Origin of the sequence: Bradyrhizobium frederickii, from assembly GCF_004570865.1 — a bacterium.
In the GTDB taxonomy this organism is placed as follows: Bacteria; Pseudomonadota; Alphaproteobacteria; order Rhizobiales; family Xanthobacteraceae; genus Bradyrhizobium; species Bradyrhizobium frederickii.
In genome coordinates, this window is sequence record NZ_SPQS01000003.1 from 215,027 (window position 1) to 234,525 (window position 19,499).

17 protein-coding genes are annotated in these 19,499 nt (G+C 65.4%); 7 read left to right on the forward strand and 10 right to left on the reverse strand.

Features of this window, described 5'->3' with window-relative positions:
• Positions 1–91 precede the first annotated feature (91 nt).
• From E4K64_RS06495 to pqqA, 7 genes are all read right to left on the reverse strand, one after another.
• Positions 92–769, reverse strand: coding sequence for a DUF4286 family protein (locus E4K64_RS06495; RefSeq protein ID WP_135162721.1), 678 nt, complete (start codon positions 767–769; stop codon positions 92–94).
• Positions 770–922: 153 nt separating this feature from the next.
• Entirely contained in the window at positions 923–1,909 is a 987-nt protein-coding gene (gene pip, locus E4K64_RS06500; RefSeq protein ID WP_135162723.1) for a prolyl aminopeptidase, read from the reverse strand.
• On the reverse strand, positions 1,899–3,080 hold the full coding sequence (pqqE, locus tag E4K64_RS06505) for a pyrroloquinoline quinone biosynthesis protein PqqE (protein WP_135162724.1): 1,182 nt from the start codon (positions 3,078–3,080) through the stop codon (positions 1,899–1,901). The genes pip and pqqE overlap by 11 nt, the downstream gene beginning before the upstream one ends.
• Positions 3,077–3,388 (reverse strand): pyrroloquinoline quinone biosynthesis peptide chaperone PqqD, encoded by a 312-nt coding sequence (gene pqqD, locus E4K64_RS06510; RefSeq protein ID WP_135162725.1) that lies wholly within the window; start codon positions 3,386–3,388, stop codon positions 3,077–3,079. The genes pqqE and pqqD overlap by 4 nt, the downstream gene beginning before the upstream one ends.
• Before the next feature lie 10 nt (positions 3,389–3,398).
• On the reverse strand, positions 3,399–4,154 hold the full coding sequence (pqqC, locus tag E4K64_RS06515; protein ID WP_430642481.1) for a pyrroloquinoline-quinone synthase PqqC: 756 nt from the start codon (positions 4,152–4,154) through the stop codon (positions 3,399–3,401).
• Between the two features lie 20 nt (positions 4,155–4,174).
• Positions 4,175–5,104 carry a pyrroloquinoline quinone biosynthesis protein PqqB gene (gene pqqB, locus E4K64_RS06520; RefSeq protein WP_135162728.1) on the reverse strand — a complete coding sequence of 310 codons (930 nt, stop codon included), beginning with the start codon at positions 5,102–5,104 and terminating at the stop codon, positions 4,175–4,177.
• 130 nt (positions 5,105–5,234) lie between these two features.
• Positions 5,235–5,315 carry a pyrroloquinoline quinone precursor peptide PqqA gene (pqqA, locus tag E4K64_RS06525; RefSeq protein WP_007595659.1) on the reverse strand — a complete coding sequence of 27 codons (81 nt, stop codon included), beginning with the start codon at positions 5,313–5,315 and terminating at the stop codon, positions 5,235–5,237.
• Between the two features lie 264 nt (positions 5,316–5,579).
• Here pqqA and E4K64_RS06530 point away from each other — a divergent pair, with 264 nt between their 5' ends.
• From E4K64_RS06530 to tarD, 5 genes are all read left to right on the forward strand, one after another.
• A complete protein-coding gene (locus tag E4K64_RS06530; RefSeq protein ID WP_126255158.1) occupies positions 5,580–5,837 on the forward strand; it encodes a DUF6894 family protein in 258 nt (85 codons plus the stop codon).
• A 206-nt stretch (positions 5,838–6,043) separates the two neighbouring features.
• Positions 6,044–7,444: an amidase family protein gene (locus E4K64_RS06540; protein WP_135162729.1), complete on the forward strand. Its 1,401-nt coding sequence runs from the start codon at positions 6,044–6,046 to the stop codon at positions 7,442–7,444.
• 2 nt (positions 7,445–7,446) lie between these two features.
• Positions 7,447–7,923 (forward strand): glutathione peroxidase, encoded by a 477-nt coding sequence (locus tag E4K64_RS06545; protein ID WP_135162731.1) that lies wholly within the window; start codon positions 7,447–7,449, stop codon positions 7,921–7,923.
• An 11-nt stretch (positions 7,924–7,934) separates the two neighbouring features.
• Positions 7,935–8,177 carry a DUF3297 family protein gene (locus tag E4K64_RS06550; RefSeq protein WP_008559805.1) on the forward strand — a complete coding sequence of 81 codons (243 nt, stop codon included), beginning with the start codon at positions 7,935–7,937 and terminating at the stop codon, positions 8,175–8,177.
• A 232-nt stretch (positions 8,178–8,409) separates the two neighbouring features.
• Positions 8,410–9,579, forward strand: coding sequence for a D(-)-tartrate dehydratase (gene tarD / locus E4K64_RS06555; RefSeq protein WP_135162732.1), 1,170 nt, complete (start codon positions 8,410–8,412; stop codon positions 9,577–9,579).
• A gap of 208 nt (positions 9,580–9,787) precedes the next feature.
• Here the strand turns inward: tarD and E4K64_RS06560 are convergent, their stop codons facing one another.
• Both E4K64_RS06560 and E4K64_RS06565 read right to left on the reverse strand, forming a co-directional pair.
• Positions 9,788–11,140 (reverse strand): malonyl-CoA decarboxylase, encoded by a 1,353-nt coding sequence (locus E4K64_RS06560; protein WP_135162734.1) that lies wholly within the window; start codon positions 11,138–11,140, stop codon positions 9,788–9,790.
• Positions 11,141–11,569: 429 nt separating this feature from the next.
• A complete protein-coding gene (locus tag E4K64_RS06565) occupies positions 11,570–12,391 on the reverse strand; it encodes an AraC family transcriptional regulator (RefSeq protein WP_135162735.1) in 822 nt (273 codons plus the stop codon).
• Positions 12,392–12,443: 52 nt separating this feature from the next.
• On the opposite strand from E4K64_RS06565, the gene E4K64_RS06570 reads away from it, so the two are divergent.
• A complete protein-coding gene (locus E4K64_RS06570; protein WP_135162737.1) occupies positions 12,444–13,616 on the forward strand; it encodes an MFS transporter in 1,173 nt (390 codons plus the stop codon).
• A 377-nt stretch (positions 13,617–13,993) separates the two neighbouring features.
• On the forward strand, positions 13,994–16,255 hold the full coding sequence (locus E4K64_RS06575; protein ID WP_135162738.1) for a cation:proton antiporter domain-containing protein: 2,262 nt from the start codon (positions 13,994–13,996) through the stop codon (positions 16,253–16,255).
• Between the two features lie 85 nt (positions 16,256–16,340).
• On the opposite strand, the gene E4K64_RS06580 is transcribed toward E4K64_RS06575, so the two are convergent.
• Positions 16,341–19,496, reverse strand: coding sequence for an efflux RND transporter permease subunit (locus E4K64_RS06580; RefSeq protein ID WP_135162739.1), 3,156 nt, complete (start codon positions 19,494–19,496; stop codon positions 16,341–16,343).
• Between the last annotated feature and the right edge of the window lie 3 nt (positions 19,497–19,499).

Genomic DNA, 19,499 nt, shown 5'->3' on the forward strand with positions numbered 1-19,499 from the left:
GTTTCGCGCGCGCCCGCTTTCATGGGAGCTACGCGTTCACAGCATTAACGGCGCGCGTGCGGTGCAGCATGTTGCGATGCGTGCGAGCGCGTCAGCCGCACGCGAGATCGCTCTTCGCGAGATCCCACATCAGGCAATAGGTGCCGACCGAGACCGGGAGCGGGAGGGGCGCCGCCGCCGGGCCGGTGAAGCGCTCGGCGATCACGGTGGAGACCGCGCCGACATGTGTGCCGTCGATCAGCACGAACCAATCGCGCGCGCCTTCGTTGCGCACCGCCGGAATTCCCGCCGTCGCGCCGGACAATTCGGGCTCGCTCTCCAAGAGGTGCATCGAGACGATGCCGTCGCGTCGCTCGGGCGTCAGCTTTTCTTGCAGCGCATCACGCCATGCCGCGGCATTGTCCGGCGTCGGCCGCAGCCGCACCAGGCCGAGAGCGGCTCCGCGTCCGCTGCCGTTGCTGACGGTGATCCGCGCGACGACGCGGAGCATGTCCTTGAAGCGCGCCATGGTTTGCCGCGACCATTCGGTCGGGTTTGCCAGCCGCGCCTTGTAGGCGGGGCTGTCGAGCACCTCGAGCGTCGCGGTCGAGTACAGGCTGAGATATTTGGGATTGGCGGCATGCGCGACATAGCGCCGCGCTTCGAGAAATCCGTCGATCGCGACCCGCTCTTCCAGATGCTCGCGATCGTACCAGCGGTTGAAATCGGCTTCATCCGAGACGTCGACATTCATCGACGTCAGCAACATGCTCTTCCCGGCGAGCGGCATTTTCTTGTTGTCCTTCCCATGCGAACCCAGACCCTCATGGCGAGGAGGCGTGTAAGCGCCGTCTCGAACCATGCAGGCCCGCGCTGGTGCATCTCGGCCTTTCATCCTTTGAGACGCGCTCTCCGAGCGCTGCTCAGGATGAGAAGATAGACCCTAATGCCCGATCTTCGATGCGAGGTCCGCGATCGACTTCATCACCGCATCCCTCACGCCGGCATCATAGAGCGAATGTCCGGCTTCTTCCACGATGCGAAGCTCGGAACCCGGCCAGACTTTTGCCAGCGCCTGCGAGGTCTGCGGCGGACAGAGCAGGTCGTAGCGGCCCTGCACGATAATGCCGGGAATGCCTTCGAGCCGGCCCGCGTTCCGCAACAGCTGGCCTTCGCTCATGAAGGAATCGTTGACGAAATAATGCGCCTCCATGAACGGCGTCGCCGGCAGCGTGCGCCAGACGTTCAGCGAGGCGAGGTCGAGCCGCGTCTTGGCCGCCTTGTGCTCGGACAAGGCGCGCTCGGTGTCGTGCCAGGCCCGCGCCGCAGGTCCGTGCACGGCTGGATCGGCATCGAGGATCCGGCGCCAATAGGCGTCCACCGGCCGGTCGCGCTCTTCAGGCGGCAGCACGCTCAGAAAATCCTCGTAGAGCGCGGGATAGAACTGGGACAGGCGCAAGATGAAGGCCGTCTCGACCTCCGCCCGCGTGCCCAGAAAGGTTGCGCGCAGGGCAATGCCCGAGACGCGCTCCGGATGCGCCTGCGCATACGCCAGCGCCAGCGTCGCGCCCCAGGAGCCGCCGACCACGATCCAGCGTGAGATGCCGAACTTCTCGCGGATTGTCTCGATGTCCGCGATCAGATGGGCGGTGGTGTTGTGGGCGCGCGATCCTTTGGGGCGGCTACGGCCGCAGCCGCGCTGATCGAACAGCACGGCGCAGAAACGATCAGGATCGAACAGCCGGCGATGGTCCGGCTGGCAGCCGCTGCCGGGTCCGCCATGCAGGTAGATCGCGGGAATGCCGTCGCTGCGGCCGACGCTCTCGACGTAGAGCTCATGGCCGTCGCCGACATCGAGCATTTCGGAAGTCAGCGGCGCAAACGGATCGGCGCGTCTCGCCGCCGAGCCTGCGTCGGCGTCAGGTCCCATTCTCGGATTCCAGGGTGCCGCCCGCGAAATTGCGATAGAGGAAGCGGCTGGTCTCGCCCTCGGCCTCGCGCTCGGCCTGCTTGAAGATGGTCTCGTGCAGCGGCGACAGCGCGCAGGCCGGATCGGTGTTGGCGGCGTCCCCGGTCAGCGCAAAGGCCTGGCAGCGGCAGCCGCCGAAATCGATCTCGCGGAACTCGCAAGACTTGCACGGCTCCTTCATCCAGCCGGTGCCGCGATAGCGGTTGAAGGCCTCGGAATTCTGCCAGATCCAGGCGATCGAATGGTTGGAGCGCACCGACTCGAACTCGAGCCCGGTGATGCTCTCGGCGGCGTGGCAGGGCAGCACCTTGCCGGCCGGCGAGATGTTGAAGAACTGCCGGCCCCAGCCGCCCATGCATTTCTTCGGCCGCAGCGCGTAGTAATCGGGAACGACATAGTCAATCGTCAGCCGACCCTTCAGCCGCTCGCGCGCCGCCTCGACGATTTCAGTGCACTCGTCCAGCTGCGCCACTGTCGGCATCAAGGCGGCGCGGTTCTTCAGCGCCCAGCCGTAATATTGCACATTGGCGACCTCGAGCCGGTCGGCGTCGAGATCGAGCGACATCTGGATGATGTCAGGGAGCTGGTGCAGGTTCTGCCGATGCATCACCGCGTTCACGGTGAGCGGCAAATCGAGCTCGCGCGTCCATTTCGCCACTTCGAGCTTCTTGCGATGCCCGCCCTTGTAGCCGGCGACGCGGTCGGCGAGGCCCTCTTCGATGCCCTGGAAAGAGATCTGCACATGGCAGAGCCCGGCATCGGCAAGCTCACTCAAACGCTCGCGCGTCAGCAGCACGGCCGAGGTGATCAGATTGCTGTAGAGCCCGACCTCGCTCGCTTGCTTCACCAGCTCGACGAGATCTTTCCGCGCGGTCGGCTCGCCGCCCGAGAAATGCACCTGGAGCACGCCGATCTCGGCGAGCTCGCTCAAGACCTTCTTCCATTCCTCGGTGGTCAGCTCCTTGCCCGAGCGGTCGAGCTCGACCGGGTTGGAGCAATAGGGACATTGCAGCGGGCAGCGATGCGTGATCTCAAGCAGCACCGCAAGCGGAATGCCGAACGTCTCCGCGGTCGAGCGCTGCTTCTCCAGCACCGCCAGGCTGTCGCTGGGTGGGATGGTCACGTCGCTCATGACGTCTTCTCCCTGATCTCGGTGAGAAAGCCCTTGTCGGCGAGATCCTGCAGCATAACGATGACGTCGGCCAGGATCGCCTCGCGGGGAGCTGCGTATTTCGCCGCCAGCTGATCGGAGACGTCGCCGACGCTGCGCTTGCCGTCGCAGAGCTGCAGGACCTCGACCGCGATCTCGTCCGGGGCCAGCACGCGTTCCGGCGCCAGGATCACCCAGACCTTGCGGGTCTCGTCATATTTCAGCTTGGCATGCCGCGGCAGCACGGGGCGGCTTGCCTCGCTGACGCTGATGTGACGCGGCCCGGCCATCGCTAGTCCTTCAGCTCGCTTTGGGCACGAATGCGCCCGGCGGAATGTGGCCCTCGACATAGGCGTGCTGGAGCGCGTCCAGCTGCACCCAGAGCACGTTGGTCTTGAAGATCAGCGCATTGCAGACGGAGGCGCGCTCCTCCGGCGTCCTCGCATGCGTCTTGACATAGTCGAGCGCGAAATTGGCATCGCGCGGCGCTTGCGTCAGGCGGCGCTTGAAGTAGCTCATGGTGTCAGGATTGACGAAATCGTAGTGCTGCAGCATGCCCGCGATGCGCTCTTCGTGGATGCTCGGCGCGAACAGCTCGGTGAGCGAGGAGGCGATCGCCTCCAGCGGGCTCTTCTCGCGGCAATAGTGCACGTAAGCCTCCACCGCGAAGCGCGTCGCCGGCAAGATGCCTTCGGTGGATTCCACGTAGGCGGTGTCGAGGCCGAGACCTTCGGTCAGCTTGATCCAGCGCTCGATGCCGCCTTCGGCGCCGACATCGCCGTCATGGTCCTCGATGCGGTGACGCCATTCCAGGCGCGTGGCGCGGTCGCGGAAGCGCGAGATCACCACCGCGTCCTTGATCGGTATCGTGCTCTGGTAATAGTAGCGGTTGAGCGCCCAGGCCTGCACCTGGCCCTTGTTCAGCTTGCCGCCGTGCAGCAGCTTATGGAACGGATGCAGGCTGTGATAGCGCGTCGCCCCGATATGGCGCAGCGTCGCCTCGAGCTCCTCGGCCGAGTTGAGCCTGATATCCCTGCCGATCGAGAGCGCAGTCATTCCAGTCATTGATGCCGCATTCACAGCACGATCTCCGTTCCATCCGCCGGTATCTGCCAGCCCGCCGCCTCAGCGGCCTTGCGCTCGGGTGAGGCAGGCAGCAGCGCCGGGTTCGAGTTATTGATATGCAGAAATATCTTCCTGTCGATATCGAGATCGGCCAGTCGCGCGATGGCGCCGTCGTCGCCGGACATCGCGACATGTCCCATGCTCTTGCCGGTCTTGTGGCCGAGGCCGGCCCTGATCATCTCGTCGTCCCGCCAGACCGTGCCGTCGAAGAACACGAGCGAGGCGCCGTCGATCTCGGCCTTGAGCGCGTCGGTCACGTCGGCACAGGCCGCGATGAAGTAGAAATATTTGCCGGTCGCCTTGTCGGTGATCTTCAGGCCCAGCGTATCGCCGTCGCCGTTGGTCCCGCCGGGATGCGCCTTGCCTTCCAGATACCAGGCCGACTTGCCCGAGACCGCGAAAGGCAGCACTTCCAGTCCGGAACGTGCGCCGTGCGTGAGGCGCGGCTCGAACGGCTCGCGGATCGAAATCGGCTGGCGCCGCACGTGCTTCTCGTTCAGCACGTTGAAGATGCTGTTGCTGGCGAGGATCGCCAGCACTTTGTCATGCGCATAGATTGTGAACGGCGAGCTCTCGCGCATCGAGAGCAGGCCCGCCACCGCATCCACTTCGCTGTTGGTCAGGATCACGCCCGCAATCGGGCTATGGCGCAGCGCCCCGGCCCTGGGGTGCAGTTGCGGCGTGGCATTCAATTGCTGGCGCAGGTCGGGGGAGGCGTTGATCAGGAACCAGTTCTCGCCGTCGCCGCTGAAGGCGACCGAGGCCTGCGTCCGGTGCAGCTCGGGCCCGCCTTTGCGGGCCGCCCGGCAGCCCTCGCAGCCGCAATTCCACTGGGGAACTCCGCCGCCGGCGGCGGCGCCCAGGACGACGACGCGAAGCATGATCCGTCTCCTGGAAGGAACACGCGCGGTGGATCTCAGGCCGACGCAAATGCCGACACAGATTCTTTCCTTCGGAAACGCCTCGTGACCGAAAGATCCACCGCCGCAGAACGCGAGATCGCCGACCGGCTTACTTGCGGGTGGCGCTCACATACATGTTGATTTCCATGCCACAGGGCACTTCGACGATCTTCGGGGCTTTCCATGCCATTTTGGCTCTCCATTTCTCGAATTCGGACGTATCCGCCCACCCGCTAAGTTAATGCGGGCGGAGAAGTTCGCTAGTGAAATTTTCCCGGACCTAGGTAGTAGGCCTGCGGAATTGTTGCGCTGCAAAGAGAGCGCATTGCGGCCCTAAAAATCCGCAATGGACATAGGCAAGAACCGCCGATAGGTCGTGATCCCTGTCGGGATAAACGAGTTGTGAGTTTAGAACGGCTTCCAATCGTCTGCTGGCGACCCCATTGGATCAGGCATGCCCAGATATTTCTTCAACACCCGTATCGGCGACGAACTGATCGTAGATCCTGACGGAGAGGACCTGCGCAACCCCGATGGCGCCTGGGAGGTCGCCCGCCAGATGATCCTGGAGGTGGTGAAGTCGGAAGGCGCCCAGCGGGCCCTGCTCGAGGCGGTGATCGAGGTGACCGACGACGAAGGCGAGGTCGTGCTGGAGTTTCCCTTCACCGAGGCGCTGCTGGACCTGCCCGATCCGTCCGCGACAAGGCATTGAAACCCGCTCTCTTCCCGTCATTGCGAGCGTAGCGAAGCAATCCAGACTGCCGCCACGGAGGGGGTCTGGATTGCTCCGTCGCAAGGGCTCCTCGCAATGACGGAGAATGTGGCGTCGTCCCGCGCCAGCCCCGTTCACCCCTGCGAAATCCGCATGGCTTTGCCGCGTTCCCGGCGCTAAAAGACGCCGGATACACGGAGCAAGCCATGCAAGATTTCTGGCGCCTGTCGGCCGCCGACCTCGCCACCCTCGTCAAATCCAGGAAAGTCTCCGCCAGGGAGGCGGCCAAGGCCGGTCTTGCCCGGCTCGATGCCGTCAATCCGCAGCTCAATGCGGTGATCGACCACCGGCCGGACGACGTGCTCAGGCAGGCCGACGCCGTCGATGCCGCAATTGCGCGGGGCGAGGACCCCGGCGTGCTCGCCGGCGTGCCCGTCACCATCAAGGCCAATGTCGACCAGGAAGGCTTTGCCACCACCAACGGCCTGAAGCTGCAGCGCGACGTGATCGCGCGCGAGGACAATCCGGTCGTCGCCAATTTCCGCAAGGCCGGCGCCATCTTGCTCGGCCGCACCAATTGCCCGGCCTTCTCCTATCGCTGGTTCACCACCAATCTCATCCACGGCGACACCAAGAACCCGCGCGATGCATCGTTGACGCCGGGCGGCTCCTCCGGCGGCGCCGGTTCGGCGGTCGCGGCCGGCATCGGCCATATCGCCCACGGCACCGACATTGCCGGCTCGATCCGCTATCCCGCCTATGCCTGCGGCGTGCACGGCCTGCGTCCGACCCTCGGCCGCATCCCCGCTTTCAATCCCGCGCTGCCGGAGCGCCCGATCGGGCCGCAGATCATGGCGGTGTCGGGTCCGCTGGCGCGCACCGTCAACGACCTCAGGATTTCGCTCGAAGCGATGGCGGCCCGCGACATCCGCGATCCCTGGTTCGTGCCGGTGCCGCTGCAAGGCCCCGCTCGGGACAAGCGCGCCGCGCTTTGCCTCAATCCCGGCGGCCTTGCCGCCACACCGGAGGTGAAGGCGGCTGTGAGCGATGCCGGCAAGCGGCTGGAGCGCGCCGGTTGGACCGTCGATGTGATCGAGGACACGCCGCCGATGCGCGAGGCGGTGGAGTGGCAGATCAAGCTCTGGCTCGGCGACGGCTATGAGGCGCAGCTTGAGATGGCCGAGCGCGAGGGCGATCCCGGCGCGCTGGCGTGTCTGCGCGGCAACCGCGCCAGGGTGACGCCGATGGACCAGGCCCATTACGCCAAGGCACTGACCCGACGCGCCACGCTGACCCGTGAGTGGATGCTGTTCTTCGAAAAATATGCCGTGCTGCTGACGCCGGTCTCGGGCGAGCTGCCGTTCCCGGATCACCTCGACCGCAAGGACGACGAATCCTTCAAGCGGGTCTGGGAAGCGCAGCTGCCGCAGATCGCCATTCCCTTCATGGGATTGCCGGGCCTCGTCGTCTCCACCGGCCTGGTCGGCAAGGCGCCGGTCGGCGTGCATGTCGTGTCCGGCCGCTACCGCGAAGACCTTTGCCTGCTCGCGGGCGAAGCGATCGAGGCCGGCGGCGTGCCGCCGTCGCCGATCGACCCCGTGGGCTAGCGATGTCTGCCATTTACGACTTCAAGGCCAACTCGCTTGCCGGCGAGGAGGTGCCGATGAGGCGTTTCGAGGGACAGGTGCTGCTGATCGTCAACACCGCGAGCAAATGCGGCTTCACGCCGCAATATCGCGGCCTCGAGGATCTGCACCGCGATCTCTCGCCGCGCGGCTTCTCCGTGCTCGGCTTTCCCTGCAACCAGTTCGGGGCGCAGGAGCCGGGGCAGGCGAGCGAGATCCAGGCGTTCTGCTCGAGCAATTACGACGTCACCTTTCCGCTGTTCGAGAAGATCGACGTCAACGGCGCAAATGCGCACCCTCTGTATGAGTACCTGAAACGCCAGCAATCGGGCCTGCTAGGGGCCTCCATCAAATGGAATTTCACCAAATTCCTGGTGGACCGTGAGGGCCGCGTGGTCGCACGCTACGCGCCGACCGCCCGGCCGGAAGGATTGCGGACTCAAATCGAAACACTGTTGTGAGCGAGACAATCATGAGCGACGAATTTCCGGACCGCCTGTCGGTCGATCCGAACAGCCCCTATTACAACGCGGACATCCTGTCGCGCGACGTCGGCATCCGCTTCAAGGGCATCGAGAAGACCAATGTCGAGGAGTACTGCATCAGCGAAGGCTGGGTCCGCGTCACCGCCGGCAACGCCAAGGACCGCCACGGCAACCCGCTGACCATCAAGGTGCACGGGCCGGTCGAGCCGTATTTCAGGGACAAGAAGTGACGGCGATGCCGTCTTTGCAATGACGATCTGGAGGCGCCTCGCGTCCAAATGCATCACCGTCACCCTGAGGTGCTCGCCTCTTCGGCGAGCCTCGAAGGGCGACGGCCCGGCTGCACCTCGGCCGTTCATCCTTCGAGGCTCTCCGCGGGACGCGATGCGTCCCACGGAGAGCACCTCAGGATGACGGGGAGACAGTCTGACGAACTTCCTCTCGACCACCGAAGGCCACCCCATGTCCGTCCGCATCGTCGACGTCCGCGAGATCACCAAGCCGATCTCGTCCCCGATCCGCAACGCCTATATCGACTTCACCAGGATGACGACGAGCCTCGTCGCCGTCGTCACCGATGTGGTGCGCGACGGCAAGCGCGTCGTCGGCTACGGCTTCAATTCCAACGGCCGGTACGGCCAGGGCGGCCTGATCCGCGAGCGCTTTGCCCCGCGCATCCTCGAGGCCGATCCGAAGTCGTTGCTCGATGAAGCCGGCGGCAATCTCGACCCCGACAGGGTCTGGGCCGCGATGATGACGAACGAGAAGCCCGGCGGCCATGGCGAGCGCTCGGTCGCGGTCGGCACCATCGACATGGCGGTGTGGGACGCGGTGGCGAAGATCGCCGGCAAGCCGCTGTTCCGCCTGCTCGCCGAACGGCACGGCGTCAAAGCCAATCCGCGCGTCTTCGTCTACGCCGCCGGCGGCTATTACTATCCGGGCAAGGGCTTGTCGATGCTGCGCGGCGAGATGCGCGGCTATCTCGATCGCGGCTACAATGTCGTGAAGATGAAGATCGGTGGTGCCGATATCGGCGAGGACCGCAAGCGCATCGAGGCCGTGCTGGAAGAGATCGGCAAGGACGCGCAGCTCGCCGTCGACGCCAACGGCCGCTTCAACCTGGAGACCGGCATCGCCTACGCCAAGATGCTGCGCGACTATCCGCTGTTCTGGTACGAGGAGGTCGGCGATCCCCTCGACTACGCGCTGCAGGCCGCGCTGGCCGAATTCTATCCCGGCCCGATGGCGACGGGCGAGAATCTCTTCAGCCACCAGGACGCCCGCAATCTGATCCGCTACGGCGGCATGCGCCCGGATCGCGACTGGCTGCAATTCGACTGCGCGCTGTCCTACGGCCTGTGCGAATACCAGCGCACGCTGGAAGTGCTGAAGACCCACGGCTGGTCGCCCAGCCGCTGCATCCCTCACGGCGGCCACCAGATGTCGCTCAACATCGCAGCGGGCTTAGGCCTCGGCGGCAACGAGAGCTATCCCGACCTGTTCCAGCCTTACGGCGGCTTCCCCGACGGCGTCCGCGTCGAGAACGGCCACATCACCATGCCGGATTTGCCGGGCATCGGCTTCGAAGGCAAGTCGGACCTCTACAAGGAGATGAAGGCGCTGGCGGAGTAGGGCGGGAGACGGGCCGCTCCACACTCGCTGTCGTCCCGGACAAGCGCGCCCCAAGCGCGCGCAGATCCGGGACCCATAGCCCCAGGGAGAGGTTGTTTCGCGAAGCTGATCACTCCGAGTCCCCATAACCACGCTCTTCCGTGGCTATGGATCCCGGATCTGCGCTTCGCTTCGCTGCGCTTGTCCGGGACGACAGTTGAGTTTGTCGCTACGACAACCGCATATCCAAGAGCCTTCGCCCTTCGCCCTTCAGCAGCTTCTTCACCGCGCTCGACGCCACCACCTCGCCGTCATTGGCGTAGGCCTCGTGGTTCTTCTCGATGTCGTCGAGGCGGTAGAGGTAGTTGACCATCACGCCGGCGGATTCGCGCAACCCCTTCGGTGAGAGGTCGCCTAACCAGTTGATGCGTTCGAGCCGTGCGCCGTTGCCGAGATGGAAGCGGGCGACGGAATCGATCAGCTTGCCCTTCGGCGTGCGCGCCTTGAGGAAGTAATGCGCGGCGAGCGGCTCGATCACGCCGCGGAGCAGCGTCGTCGTCTCGGGGTTCTCGAACCATTTGGGATCGTCCAGGCGCTTCAGCACCTCGCGGTCCTCGTCCGACAGCGGCAGATCCTTGTCCTGCTTCATCCAGGCCATGAAGCCGGGCACCGGCGACAGCGTCACGAAGGTGTCGAGCTTCGGCGTCTCGCGCCGCAGCTCCTCCACCACCTGCTTGATCAGGAAGCTGCCGAAGGAGATGCCGCCAAGGCCGCGCTGGGTGTTGGAGATCGAATAGAACACCGCGGTGCGCGCGCGCTCGATCGGCAGATGCTGGCGGTCGACCGCAAGCAGCGGCGCGATCGCGCCCGGGATCGTCTCGGTCAGCGCCACCTCGACAAAGATCAGGGGCTCGTCCACCATCGCGGGGTGGAAGAAGGCGTAGCAGCGGCGGTCGACCGGATCGATGCGGCGGCGCAGATCGTCCCAGTCGGAGATCTCGTGCACGGCTTCGTAACGGATGATCTTTTCGAGGATGTTGGCCGGGGTCGACCAGTCGATCCTGCGCAGCACGAGAAACCCCCTGTTGAACCACGAAGAAAGAAGATGCGAGACGTCGCGGTCGAGCGCGGCGAGGTCGGTGTGCCCGTTCATCATGTCGAGCAGGTCGGCGCGCATGGCGACGAGGTCGCCGGTGCCGCCGGGCGCGCGGTTGAGCCTCCGGATCAGCTCCTGCCGCCGCGGCTCCGAGGCGAAATGCAGTGAGCTCGCGTCTTCGTCGCTCGGCGCGGCGCGCCATGTCTCGATCGCCCTGGACAGGCGCTCCCGGTCCGGGCCGAAATCGCGCACCAAGCCTTCGAAGAAGGCGCGGCGTCCCGCCGCATCGAGCTCCCGGTAGATGTCGAGCACCTCGCGCGCGATGGCGATACCCGATGCTTCGCCGCGGCCCGACAGCAGCGCGTCGCACAGCTCGAGCAGTCCGTCGGCATCCCGTCCGGTGTCGGCGGATTCGCCGCGACGAAGCAGCGTGCGGCCGCGCTCGGAGATGGTGGCGAGCAGGTCGGAGAAGAAGGCGTTGGCCATAGGGGCTTTCGTATCAGGTTTGTCCGTTGCGGAAGCTTACACGGGATTTGGGTGGAAGCCGATCACAATCAAGCGGAGGAATGCGGCAACTTTAGTCGGGCCGTGCGTTTGGAGAATGCCGGCATGCCGTTGAATGCGGACAATGTCACCGAGGGCTGCGCCGCCGTAGGGTGGGCAAAGGCGCAAAGCGCCGTGCCCACCTTCTGTCGATGACAGGGAAAGACGTGGGCACGCTTCCGCCGTCGCTCTTCGAGCTATGGCGGACAAGTCGCTTTGCCCACCCTACGATTTCTGCAGTTTGAGGCGTTCCAACTTCCACATCGTCATGGCCGGGCTTGTCCCGGCCATCCACGCCTCTCCACGCGGCACGAAGAACGTGGATGCCCGGGACAAGCCCGGGCATGACGACCTCTTGTGTATGTTGGTAGCCTACTTCCCCGCAAACTCCGTCGGCGTCCGCCCCGTCACTTGCCGGAACGCGGCCGAGAACGCCGGCACGCTGGCATAGCCGAGCTGGGTCGCGAGCTGCTTCACCGACACGCTCGCATCGGTCGACAGCCGCTGGATCGCTGCTGCGATCCTTGCGCGCTGGCACCAGCTCTTGAAGCTGAGCTGCGTTTCCGTCGAGAACAGCCGCGAGAGCGTCCGCGCCGAGGTTCCAACCTCCCGCGCCAGCGTATCGATGTCGTGTAGCCCCGTGGGGTCGTCGAGCACGATCATCGCGGCGCGGCGGCAGCGCACTTCGCGCGGCAGCGGCACGAAGGTGGTGGAATCCTCGGCCTGGTGCAATTCCAGCATCACCAGGCGCACCAGGAGCTCGGTGCGTTCCTCGGTGTTGCGCGCGTCGAACAGCGCAAGGATCGCCTGGTTGAGCAGCGGCGACACCCGCACCACGAATTCCCTGGTCAGGCCGTCATAGCGCTGCTCGCGCTTCAGCCAGGACAGGTCGAAATACAGCGTGCGCATCTCGATGTCGGCGAGCAGGTCGATGGCGTGCTCGAGGCCGGCCGGGACCCACACCGCCCGGTCCGGCGGCACCAGCCAGCGCCCCTCGGGCGTCGTCACCTGCATGGTGCCCTTCGCCGCATAGATCAGCTGCGCCTCGCGGTGCAGGTGCGGTTCGATCCGCATGCCCCTGGGAAAGTCGCGCGCAACCAGGTGCACGCCCGCGGGCGAGCGATGGTTGCTGCGGACCTCCCGCAGGATTGGCGTCTCCAAAATTGGCGTTTCAAAGACAGTCATTGGCGGCATCCCGTCATGGGGAGGACATATAACTCATTTCGGAGCAGGAGAGGATTCGGGAATGAACAGCCCCAGTCGGGTTATCAGTTTCGTCAACGCAGGCCATTTCATCGACCATTATTCGATGCTGATCTTCGCCGCCGCCGTCATCATCATGGGCCCGGCGCTGGGCATGGCCTATTCGGAACTCTTGCCTTACGCGACGCCGGGATTCGTTGCCTTCGGCGCCGGCTCGCTGCTGACCGGCTGGCTCGGCGACCGCTGGAGCCGCCGCCACATGATGCTGATCTTCTTCGTCGGCATCGGGGCATCCATGGTCGCGGTCGGCTTCGTGCAGACCTCGGCGCAGCTCGGCGCAGCGCTGCTTGCGATCGGCATCTTTGCCTCGATCTATCATCCCGTCGGCACCGCCATGATCGTGTCCTACGCCGACCGGCTCGGCCGCGAGATGGGCATCAACGGGGTCTGGGGCAATCTCGGCGTGGCTTCCTCCGCGCTCGTCACCGGCGTGATCGGGCAATATCTCGGCTGGCGTTTTGCGTTCATCATTCCCGGCGCGGTCACGATCCTGATCGGCATCGCCTTTGCGATGATGGTCGTGCACGAGGACCGCAAGGGCGCCAGGCAGGCAGCGGCGCAGGCGCGGGTGGCCAAGCAGGACATGTGGCGCGTGGTGCTGTCGCTGCTGATCGTCGTGATCGCGATCTCGACCACGTTCAACGCCGTCACCGTGGCGCTACCAAAACTGTTCGCGGAGCGGCTGGCGGACTTGACCAAGAGCCCGGCGCTGCTCGGGGTCATCGCCGCCTGCGTCTACGTGTTCGGCGCGATGACGCAATACACGATCGGCCGGCTGCTCGACCGCTATTCGCTGAAGACGGTGGCATTGCCGCTGTCCTTCATGCTGGCGCCGTTCCTGTATCTGGCCGCCAGCCTGGAGAATTTGCCGCTGATCCTGGTCTCGATCGGCATCGTCATGGGGGCGTTCGGGCAGGTCACGGTCAACGACGCCATGGTCGGCAAGTACACCAGCGAGGAATGGCGCTCGCGCGCCTATGCCGTGCGCTACTTCATCGGCTTCACCGCGGCGGGGGCTTCGGTGGGCCTCGTCGCATGGCTCTACGAGCAGGGCGGCTTCGTCACCATGCTGCACGCCTTCGCCGGCCTCTGCCTGCTCGCGATCGCAGCCGCCATCATCCTGCCGCGCGAGATCCGCACCCCGCAGGCGGTGTGAGGGCCCTCGTGTCCCGGACCAGCGCAGCGAAGCGGAGCGCAGAGCCGGGACCCAGAAACTAGGAGTCGCCGTGTCGCATGGGCCCCCGCTCAGCAGCGCACCGCCGAAGTGGCACAGCGCTGCGTCCGCGGCACGAGCGTGGCGTAAGGCTGCAATTCTCTCCCTCGCAATGACGCCCCTGTTTTGCCCGACGAAGCAAACCGCTTCGGCAAGGCCGAAATTTTCCCCAGCGTTTTCAATCCCATCCATACTGTGCATGGGGTTGTTTTCGCGTTTTTGCTGTCGCCGGCTCCCGCACACGTCTGGAACCGGCTCCACCTCCTGCGGGTTCTGTTCCCATGGCCCCGACGCCGGGGGTGAAGGGGGAAATCATCTGCATGCTATCGCGCCTGCTCCGATCGGCCTGGCTTGTCCCCGCGGCGCTCGTCCTCACCACCATCGCGGCCGTCGCTGAAACGGGCAAATCGGCCGGCCCGTCCGAATTGCTGCTGGTGGCGCAGATCGTGCTGCTGATCGCGGTCGGCCGCGGCCTCGGCGAGATCATGCAGCGCATCGGTCAGCCCTCGGTGATCGGCGAATTGCTCGCCGGCATCATTCTCGGGCCGTCGCTGTTCGGCTGGGTCTGGCCGGAGGCGCAGCACGCGATCTTCCCCAAGTCGCCCGAGCAGAAGGCGATGATCGACGGCATCGCGCAAGTGGGCATCCTGCTCCTTTTGCTGCTCACCGGCATGGAGACCGATCTCAAGCTGGTCCGGAAGGTCGGCAGGGCCGCGATCGCGATCTCGATCGCCGGCATCGTCGTGCCTTTTGCCTGCGGCTTCGCGCTCGGCGAGTTCCTGCCCGATGCGCTGCTGCCAAATCCGGAACAGCGCCTGGTGGCTTCGCTGTTCATGGGCACGGCGCTGTCGATCTCCTCGGTCAAGATCGTCGCGGTGGTCGTGCGCGAGATGAACTTCATGCGCCGCAATGTCGGGCAGATCATCGTCGCGACCGCCGTCATCGACGACACCATCGGCTGGATCCTCATCGCCGTCATCTTCAGCCTGGCTTCGCACGGCACGCTGGACATTGCCTCGGTGGCGAAGGCCGTGCTGGGGACGCTGCTATTTCTCGCGGTCAGCTTCACGATCGGCCGCCGCCTGGTGTTTCAGCTGATCCGCTGGGCCAACGACAACCTCGTCAGCGCCGCGGCGGTCATCACGGTGATCCTGCTGCTGATGTGCGTGATGGCGATGATCACGCATGCCATCGGCGTCCACACCGTGCTGGGCGCCTTCGTCGCCGGCATCCTGGTCGGGGAATCCCCGATCCTGACGCGGCAGATCGACGAGCGCCTGCGCGGCCTGATCTCCAGCTTCTTCATGCCGGTGTTCTTCGGCCTCGCCGGCCTTGCCGCCGATCTCTCGGTGCTGCGCGATCCCAATCTCCTGATGCTCACCGGTCTCCTGGTCGTGATCGCCAGCGTCGGCAAGTTCGGTGGCGCCTTCGTCGGCGGCACATTGGGCGGCCTGAACAACCGGGAATCGCTCGCGCTCGCGAGCGGCATGAACGCGCGCGGCTCGACCGAGGTGATCATCGCCACCATCGGCCTGTCGATCGGCGTGCTCAGCCAGAACCTGTTCACGATGATCGTGACCATGGCGATCGTGACCACGATGGCGATGCCCCCGATGCTGCGCGCAGCGCTGGCGAGGCTGCCGATGAACCAGGAGGAGAAGGAGCGGCTGGAGCGGGAGGAATTCGAGAAGCGCGGCTTCCTCGCCAATCTCGAGCGGCCCCTGCTGGCGGTGGACGAAAGCGTCAATGCCACCTTTGCCGCCCACCTCGCGGGCCTGATCGCCGGCATGCGCGGCCTGCCGATCACCGTGCTGCATATCGGCCGAAACGCGAAGGAGCAGGAGAAGGGCCGCGAGGAGGAGAAGAGCCACGAAGCAGTGGTGAAGAAGGCGGCCGTATCCGTCAGCAGCGAGAACGAGGCCGGCAGCATCGACGTCGCCACCCGCGCAAGGCGTGCCGAGCTCGGCGAGACCATCACCGAGGAGGCGCGCAAGGGTTTCGATCTCCTCGTCGTCGGCATCGACAAGGTTGCCGCGACCAAGGATCGCTTCGACCGCAAGATCGAGGACATCGCCGCGACGTTTGAGGGACCGCTCGCGATCGCCGCGGCCAAGGGCAAGCACCTGAAGCAGCCGAACCCCGATGGGCTCAACATCCTCGTTCCGGTCTCCGGCAGCGGCATCTCCAAGCGCGGCGCCGAGGTCGCGGTCGCGCTGGCGCAAGCAGGATCAGGCACGCTCCGGGTGATCTATGTCGCGACCACGCGCGACAAGGGCGCGCAGCGCGGCGCTTCCCGCGGCCTCGGCCAGGAGGCGGGCATCCTGAAGGACGCCAGCGATCTCGCCGCCCGCTACGACGTCGACATCACCACCACGCTGCGGGTGAACCGTGCGCCGGAAGCCGCGATCCTGCGCGAGATCGACACCACCGATGTCGATCTCGTCGTCATGGGCGTCGACCGCATCCAGGCCGACCACCTCTCCTTCGGCGGCGTCGCCGACGCCGTGCTGCGGCAGTCGAAGGTCTCGGTGCTGCTGGTGTCGAGCGGCGAGGCAAGGCAGGCTCCGGCGGAGAAGGCTTGAGTCCGATGTGCGGGTAGTGCGCTCCCTCTCCCCCAAGCGGGAGAGGTTACACCGCGCTCGCGGCGCCGCTACTCCAAACCAACGCCTACGGCTTCACCTCCACCGGCTGCGCCTTCGGCGTCTTCTTGCTCGCCCGCCAGTTCTCGAAGCGCTGCACCACCACGAAGAAGGCCGGCACGAACAGCACCGCGAGGCAGGTCGAGGCCAGCATGCCCGAGAACACGGTGATGCCGATGGACTTGCGAGCGCTGGCGCCGGCGCCGGTGGCGAGCACCAGGGGCACCACGCCGAGGATGAAGGCGAACGAGGTCATCAGGATCGGGCGGAAGCGGGCGCGCGCCGCTTCGATCGCGGCTTCCAGCACCGGCTTGCCGTCGCGGCCGTGCAGCTCGAGTCCGACCTCGACGATCAGAATCGCGTTCTTGGCCGACAGCGCGATCAGCAGGATCAGGCCGATCTGGCAATAGAGGTTGTTGTCGATCTTGAGCCCGGAAAGGATCAGCATCGGTCCCAGCAGCGACAGCGGCACGGCGAGGATCACCGAGATCGGCGCGTACCAGCTCTCATACTGGCCGGCGAGCACGAGATAGACCAGCAGCATGGCAAGGCCGAACACCCAGTAGATCTGGTTGCTGACCGCCTTCTCCTGATACGACATCGCGGTCCATTCGTAGCCGGTGCCGGGCGGCAGCGTCTTGTCCGCGATCTCCTCCATCAGCTTCAGCGACTGGCCGGAGGAATAGCCCTGTGCCGGCAGGCCGATCACGGTCGAGGAGGGATAGAGGTTGTAGAGGCTGATCAGCGACGGCCCCGTGGCCGGCGTGATCTTGGCGACGGTGCCGATCGGGATCATGTCGCCGTTGGAATTGCGCACCTGCATGTTGGCGATGTCGCGCTCGGTGACGCGGAAGGCGGGGTCGGCTTGCGTATAGACCTGGAACACGCGGCCGAACTTGTTGAACTGGTTGACATAGGACGAGCCGAGATAGGTCGACAGCGCCGAGAACACCTGATCGGTGGTGACGTGCAGGGTCTGGGTCTTGACGCGGTCGATCTCGACGTTGAATTGCGGCACCGAGGAGCGGAACGAGGACTGCACGCGCTGCAGCGCGCTCTGGCTCTGGCCGTTCGAGACCACCGCGCCGGTGATGGCCTGCAGCTTGGCGAAATCGCTGTTGCCGTCGCGCAGCTCCACCTGCATCGAGAATCCCGCGGCGTTGCCGATGCCCTGGATCGGCGGCGGCGGCAGCACGATGGTGCGCGCCTCCATGATAGTCGCGAGCTTGTCGTTGAGACCGTAGACCAGCGAGCGCAGATCCTCGCCGGGCCCTTTGCGGGCGTCCCAGTCCTTCAAGATGATGTACGCGACGCCGGCATTGGCGAGGCTGGCGCTGTTGTCGAGCGCCGAGATGCCGGCGATGGTGATGACCTGCTGGACTCCAGGGGTGTCCTTGATGATCTCGCTCGCCCGGTCGAGCACCTTCTGGGTCCGCTCCAGTGCGGCGCCGTCGGGCAGCTGCACGGCGGCGATCAGATAGCCCTGGTCCTCGATCGGCAGGAAGCCGGTCGGCACCCGCGACAGGCCGTAGGCGCTGGCGCCGATGATCAGCAGCGCGAAGGCGACCGAGACGGTGGCATGTCTCACGAGGAACGTGATCAGCCGGGTATAGCCGCGCTCGACGCGGTCATAGACCGCGTTGAAGCCGCGATAGAAGAAATTGCGATGCTCCGGCGGCACCGCCGGCCGCAGCCACAGCGCGCATTGCGTCGGCTTCAACGTCGCCGCGTTGATGGCGGACAGCAGCGCGGTCGCCGCGATCACCAGCGCGAATTGCGAGTAGATCCGCCCGGTGAGGCCGGCCAGGAACGAGGCCGGCAGGAACACCGAGATCAGCACCAGCGTGATGCCGACGATCGGCGCGAACAGCTGGTCCATCGCCTTGATCGCGGCATCGTGGCCGTTCATGCCCTGCTCGATGTTGTGCGCGGCGCCCTCGACCACGACGATGGCGTCGTCGACCACGATGCCGATCGCGAGCACGATCGCGAACAGCGTCGACATGTTGATGGTGAAGCCGAGCGCCGCCATCGCGGCGAAGGCGCCGATGATGGTGACAGGCACGGTGGTCGCCGGCACCAGCATCGCGCGCCAGTCCTGCAGGAACACCAGGATCACGACCAGCACCAGAAGGCCGGCCTCGATCAGGGTCATGTAGACCTCGTGCACCGAGGCCTCGACGAACTTGGTGGTGTCGAACGGCGTGTCGTATTTGATGCCTTCCGGAAACCGCTTGGCGAGCTCGGCCATCTTCTTCTCGACCGCCTGCTCGACCTGGAGCGCGTTGGCGCCGGGCGACTGGAACACGCCGATGCCGACGGCCGGCTGCTTGTTGAGCGAGAAGATCTGGCTGTAGGTCTGCGCGCCGAGCTCGACCCAGCCGACGTCGCGCACGCGCGTGACGTCGCCGCTGCCGCCGGACTTGACGATGATGTTTTCGAACTGGCTGGTGTCGTCGAGCCGCCCGTTGACGTTGAGCGTGTACTGGAACGCCTGTCCCGGCGGCGTCGGCGGCGCGCCGACCTGGCCGGCGGCGACCTGCTGGCTCTGCTGCTGGATCGCCTGGATGACGTCCTGCGGCACCAGCCCGCGGACCTGCAGCTTGTCGGGATCGAGCCAGACCCGCATCGAATACTGGCCGGCCCCGAACACGGTGACGTTGCCGACGCCGGGCAGGCGCGAGAGCTCGTCACGGATGTTGATGGTGGCGTAGTTGCTCAAATAGAGGCTGTCGTACCGCGAATCCGGCGAGGTCAGCGTCACGAACAACAGGATCGAGGTCGACCGCTTCTGCACGGTGACGCCCTGGTTCTGCACCGCCTGCGGCAACTGCGACAGCGCGCTGGAGACGCGGTTCTGCACCAGCACCTGCGCGAAGTTGAGGTCGGTGCCGATCTTGAAGGTTACCGTCAGCGTATAGGTGCCGTCCGAGCCGCTGTAGGACTGCATGTAGAGCATGTCCTCGACACCGTTGACCTGCTGCTCGATCGGCAGCGCCACGGTGTCGATCACGGTCTTGGCGCTGGCGCCGGGATAGCGCGTGGTGACCTGCACGGTCGGCGGCACGACGTCGGGATATTGCGCAACGGCGAGGTTGAACAGCGCGACGCCGCCGATCAGGATCATCAATAGCGCTATGACGTTCGAGAGGACCGGCCGCTCGATGAAGAACTTTGAGATCATGGC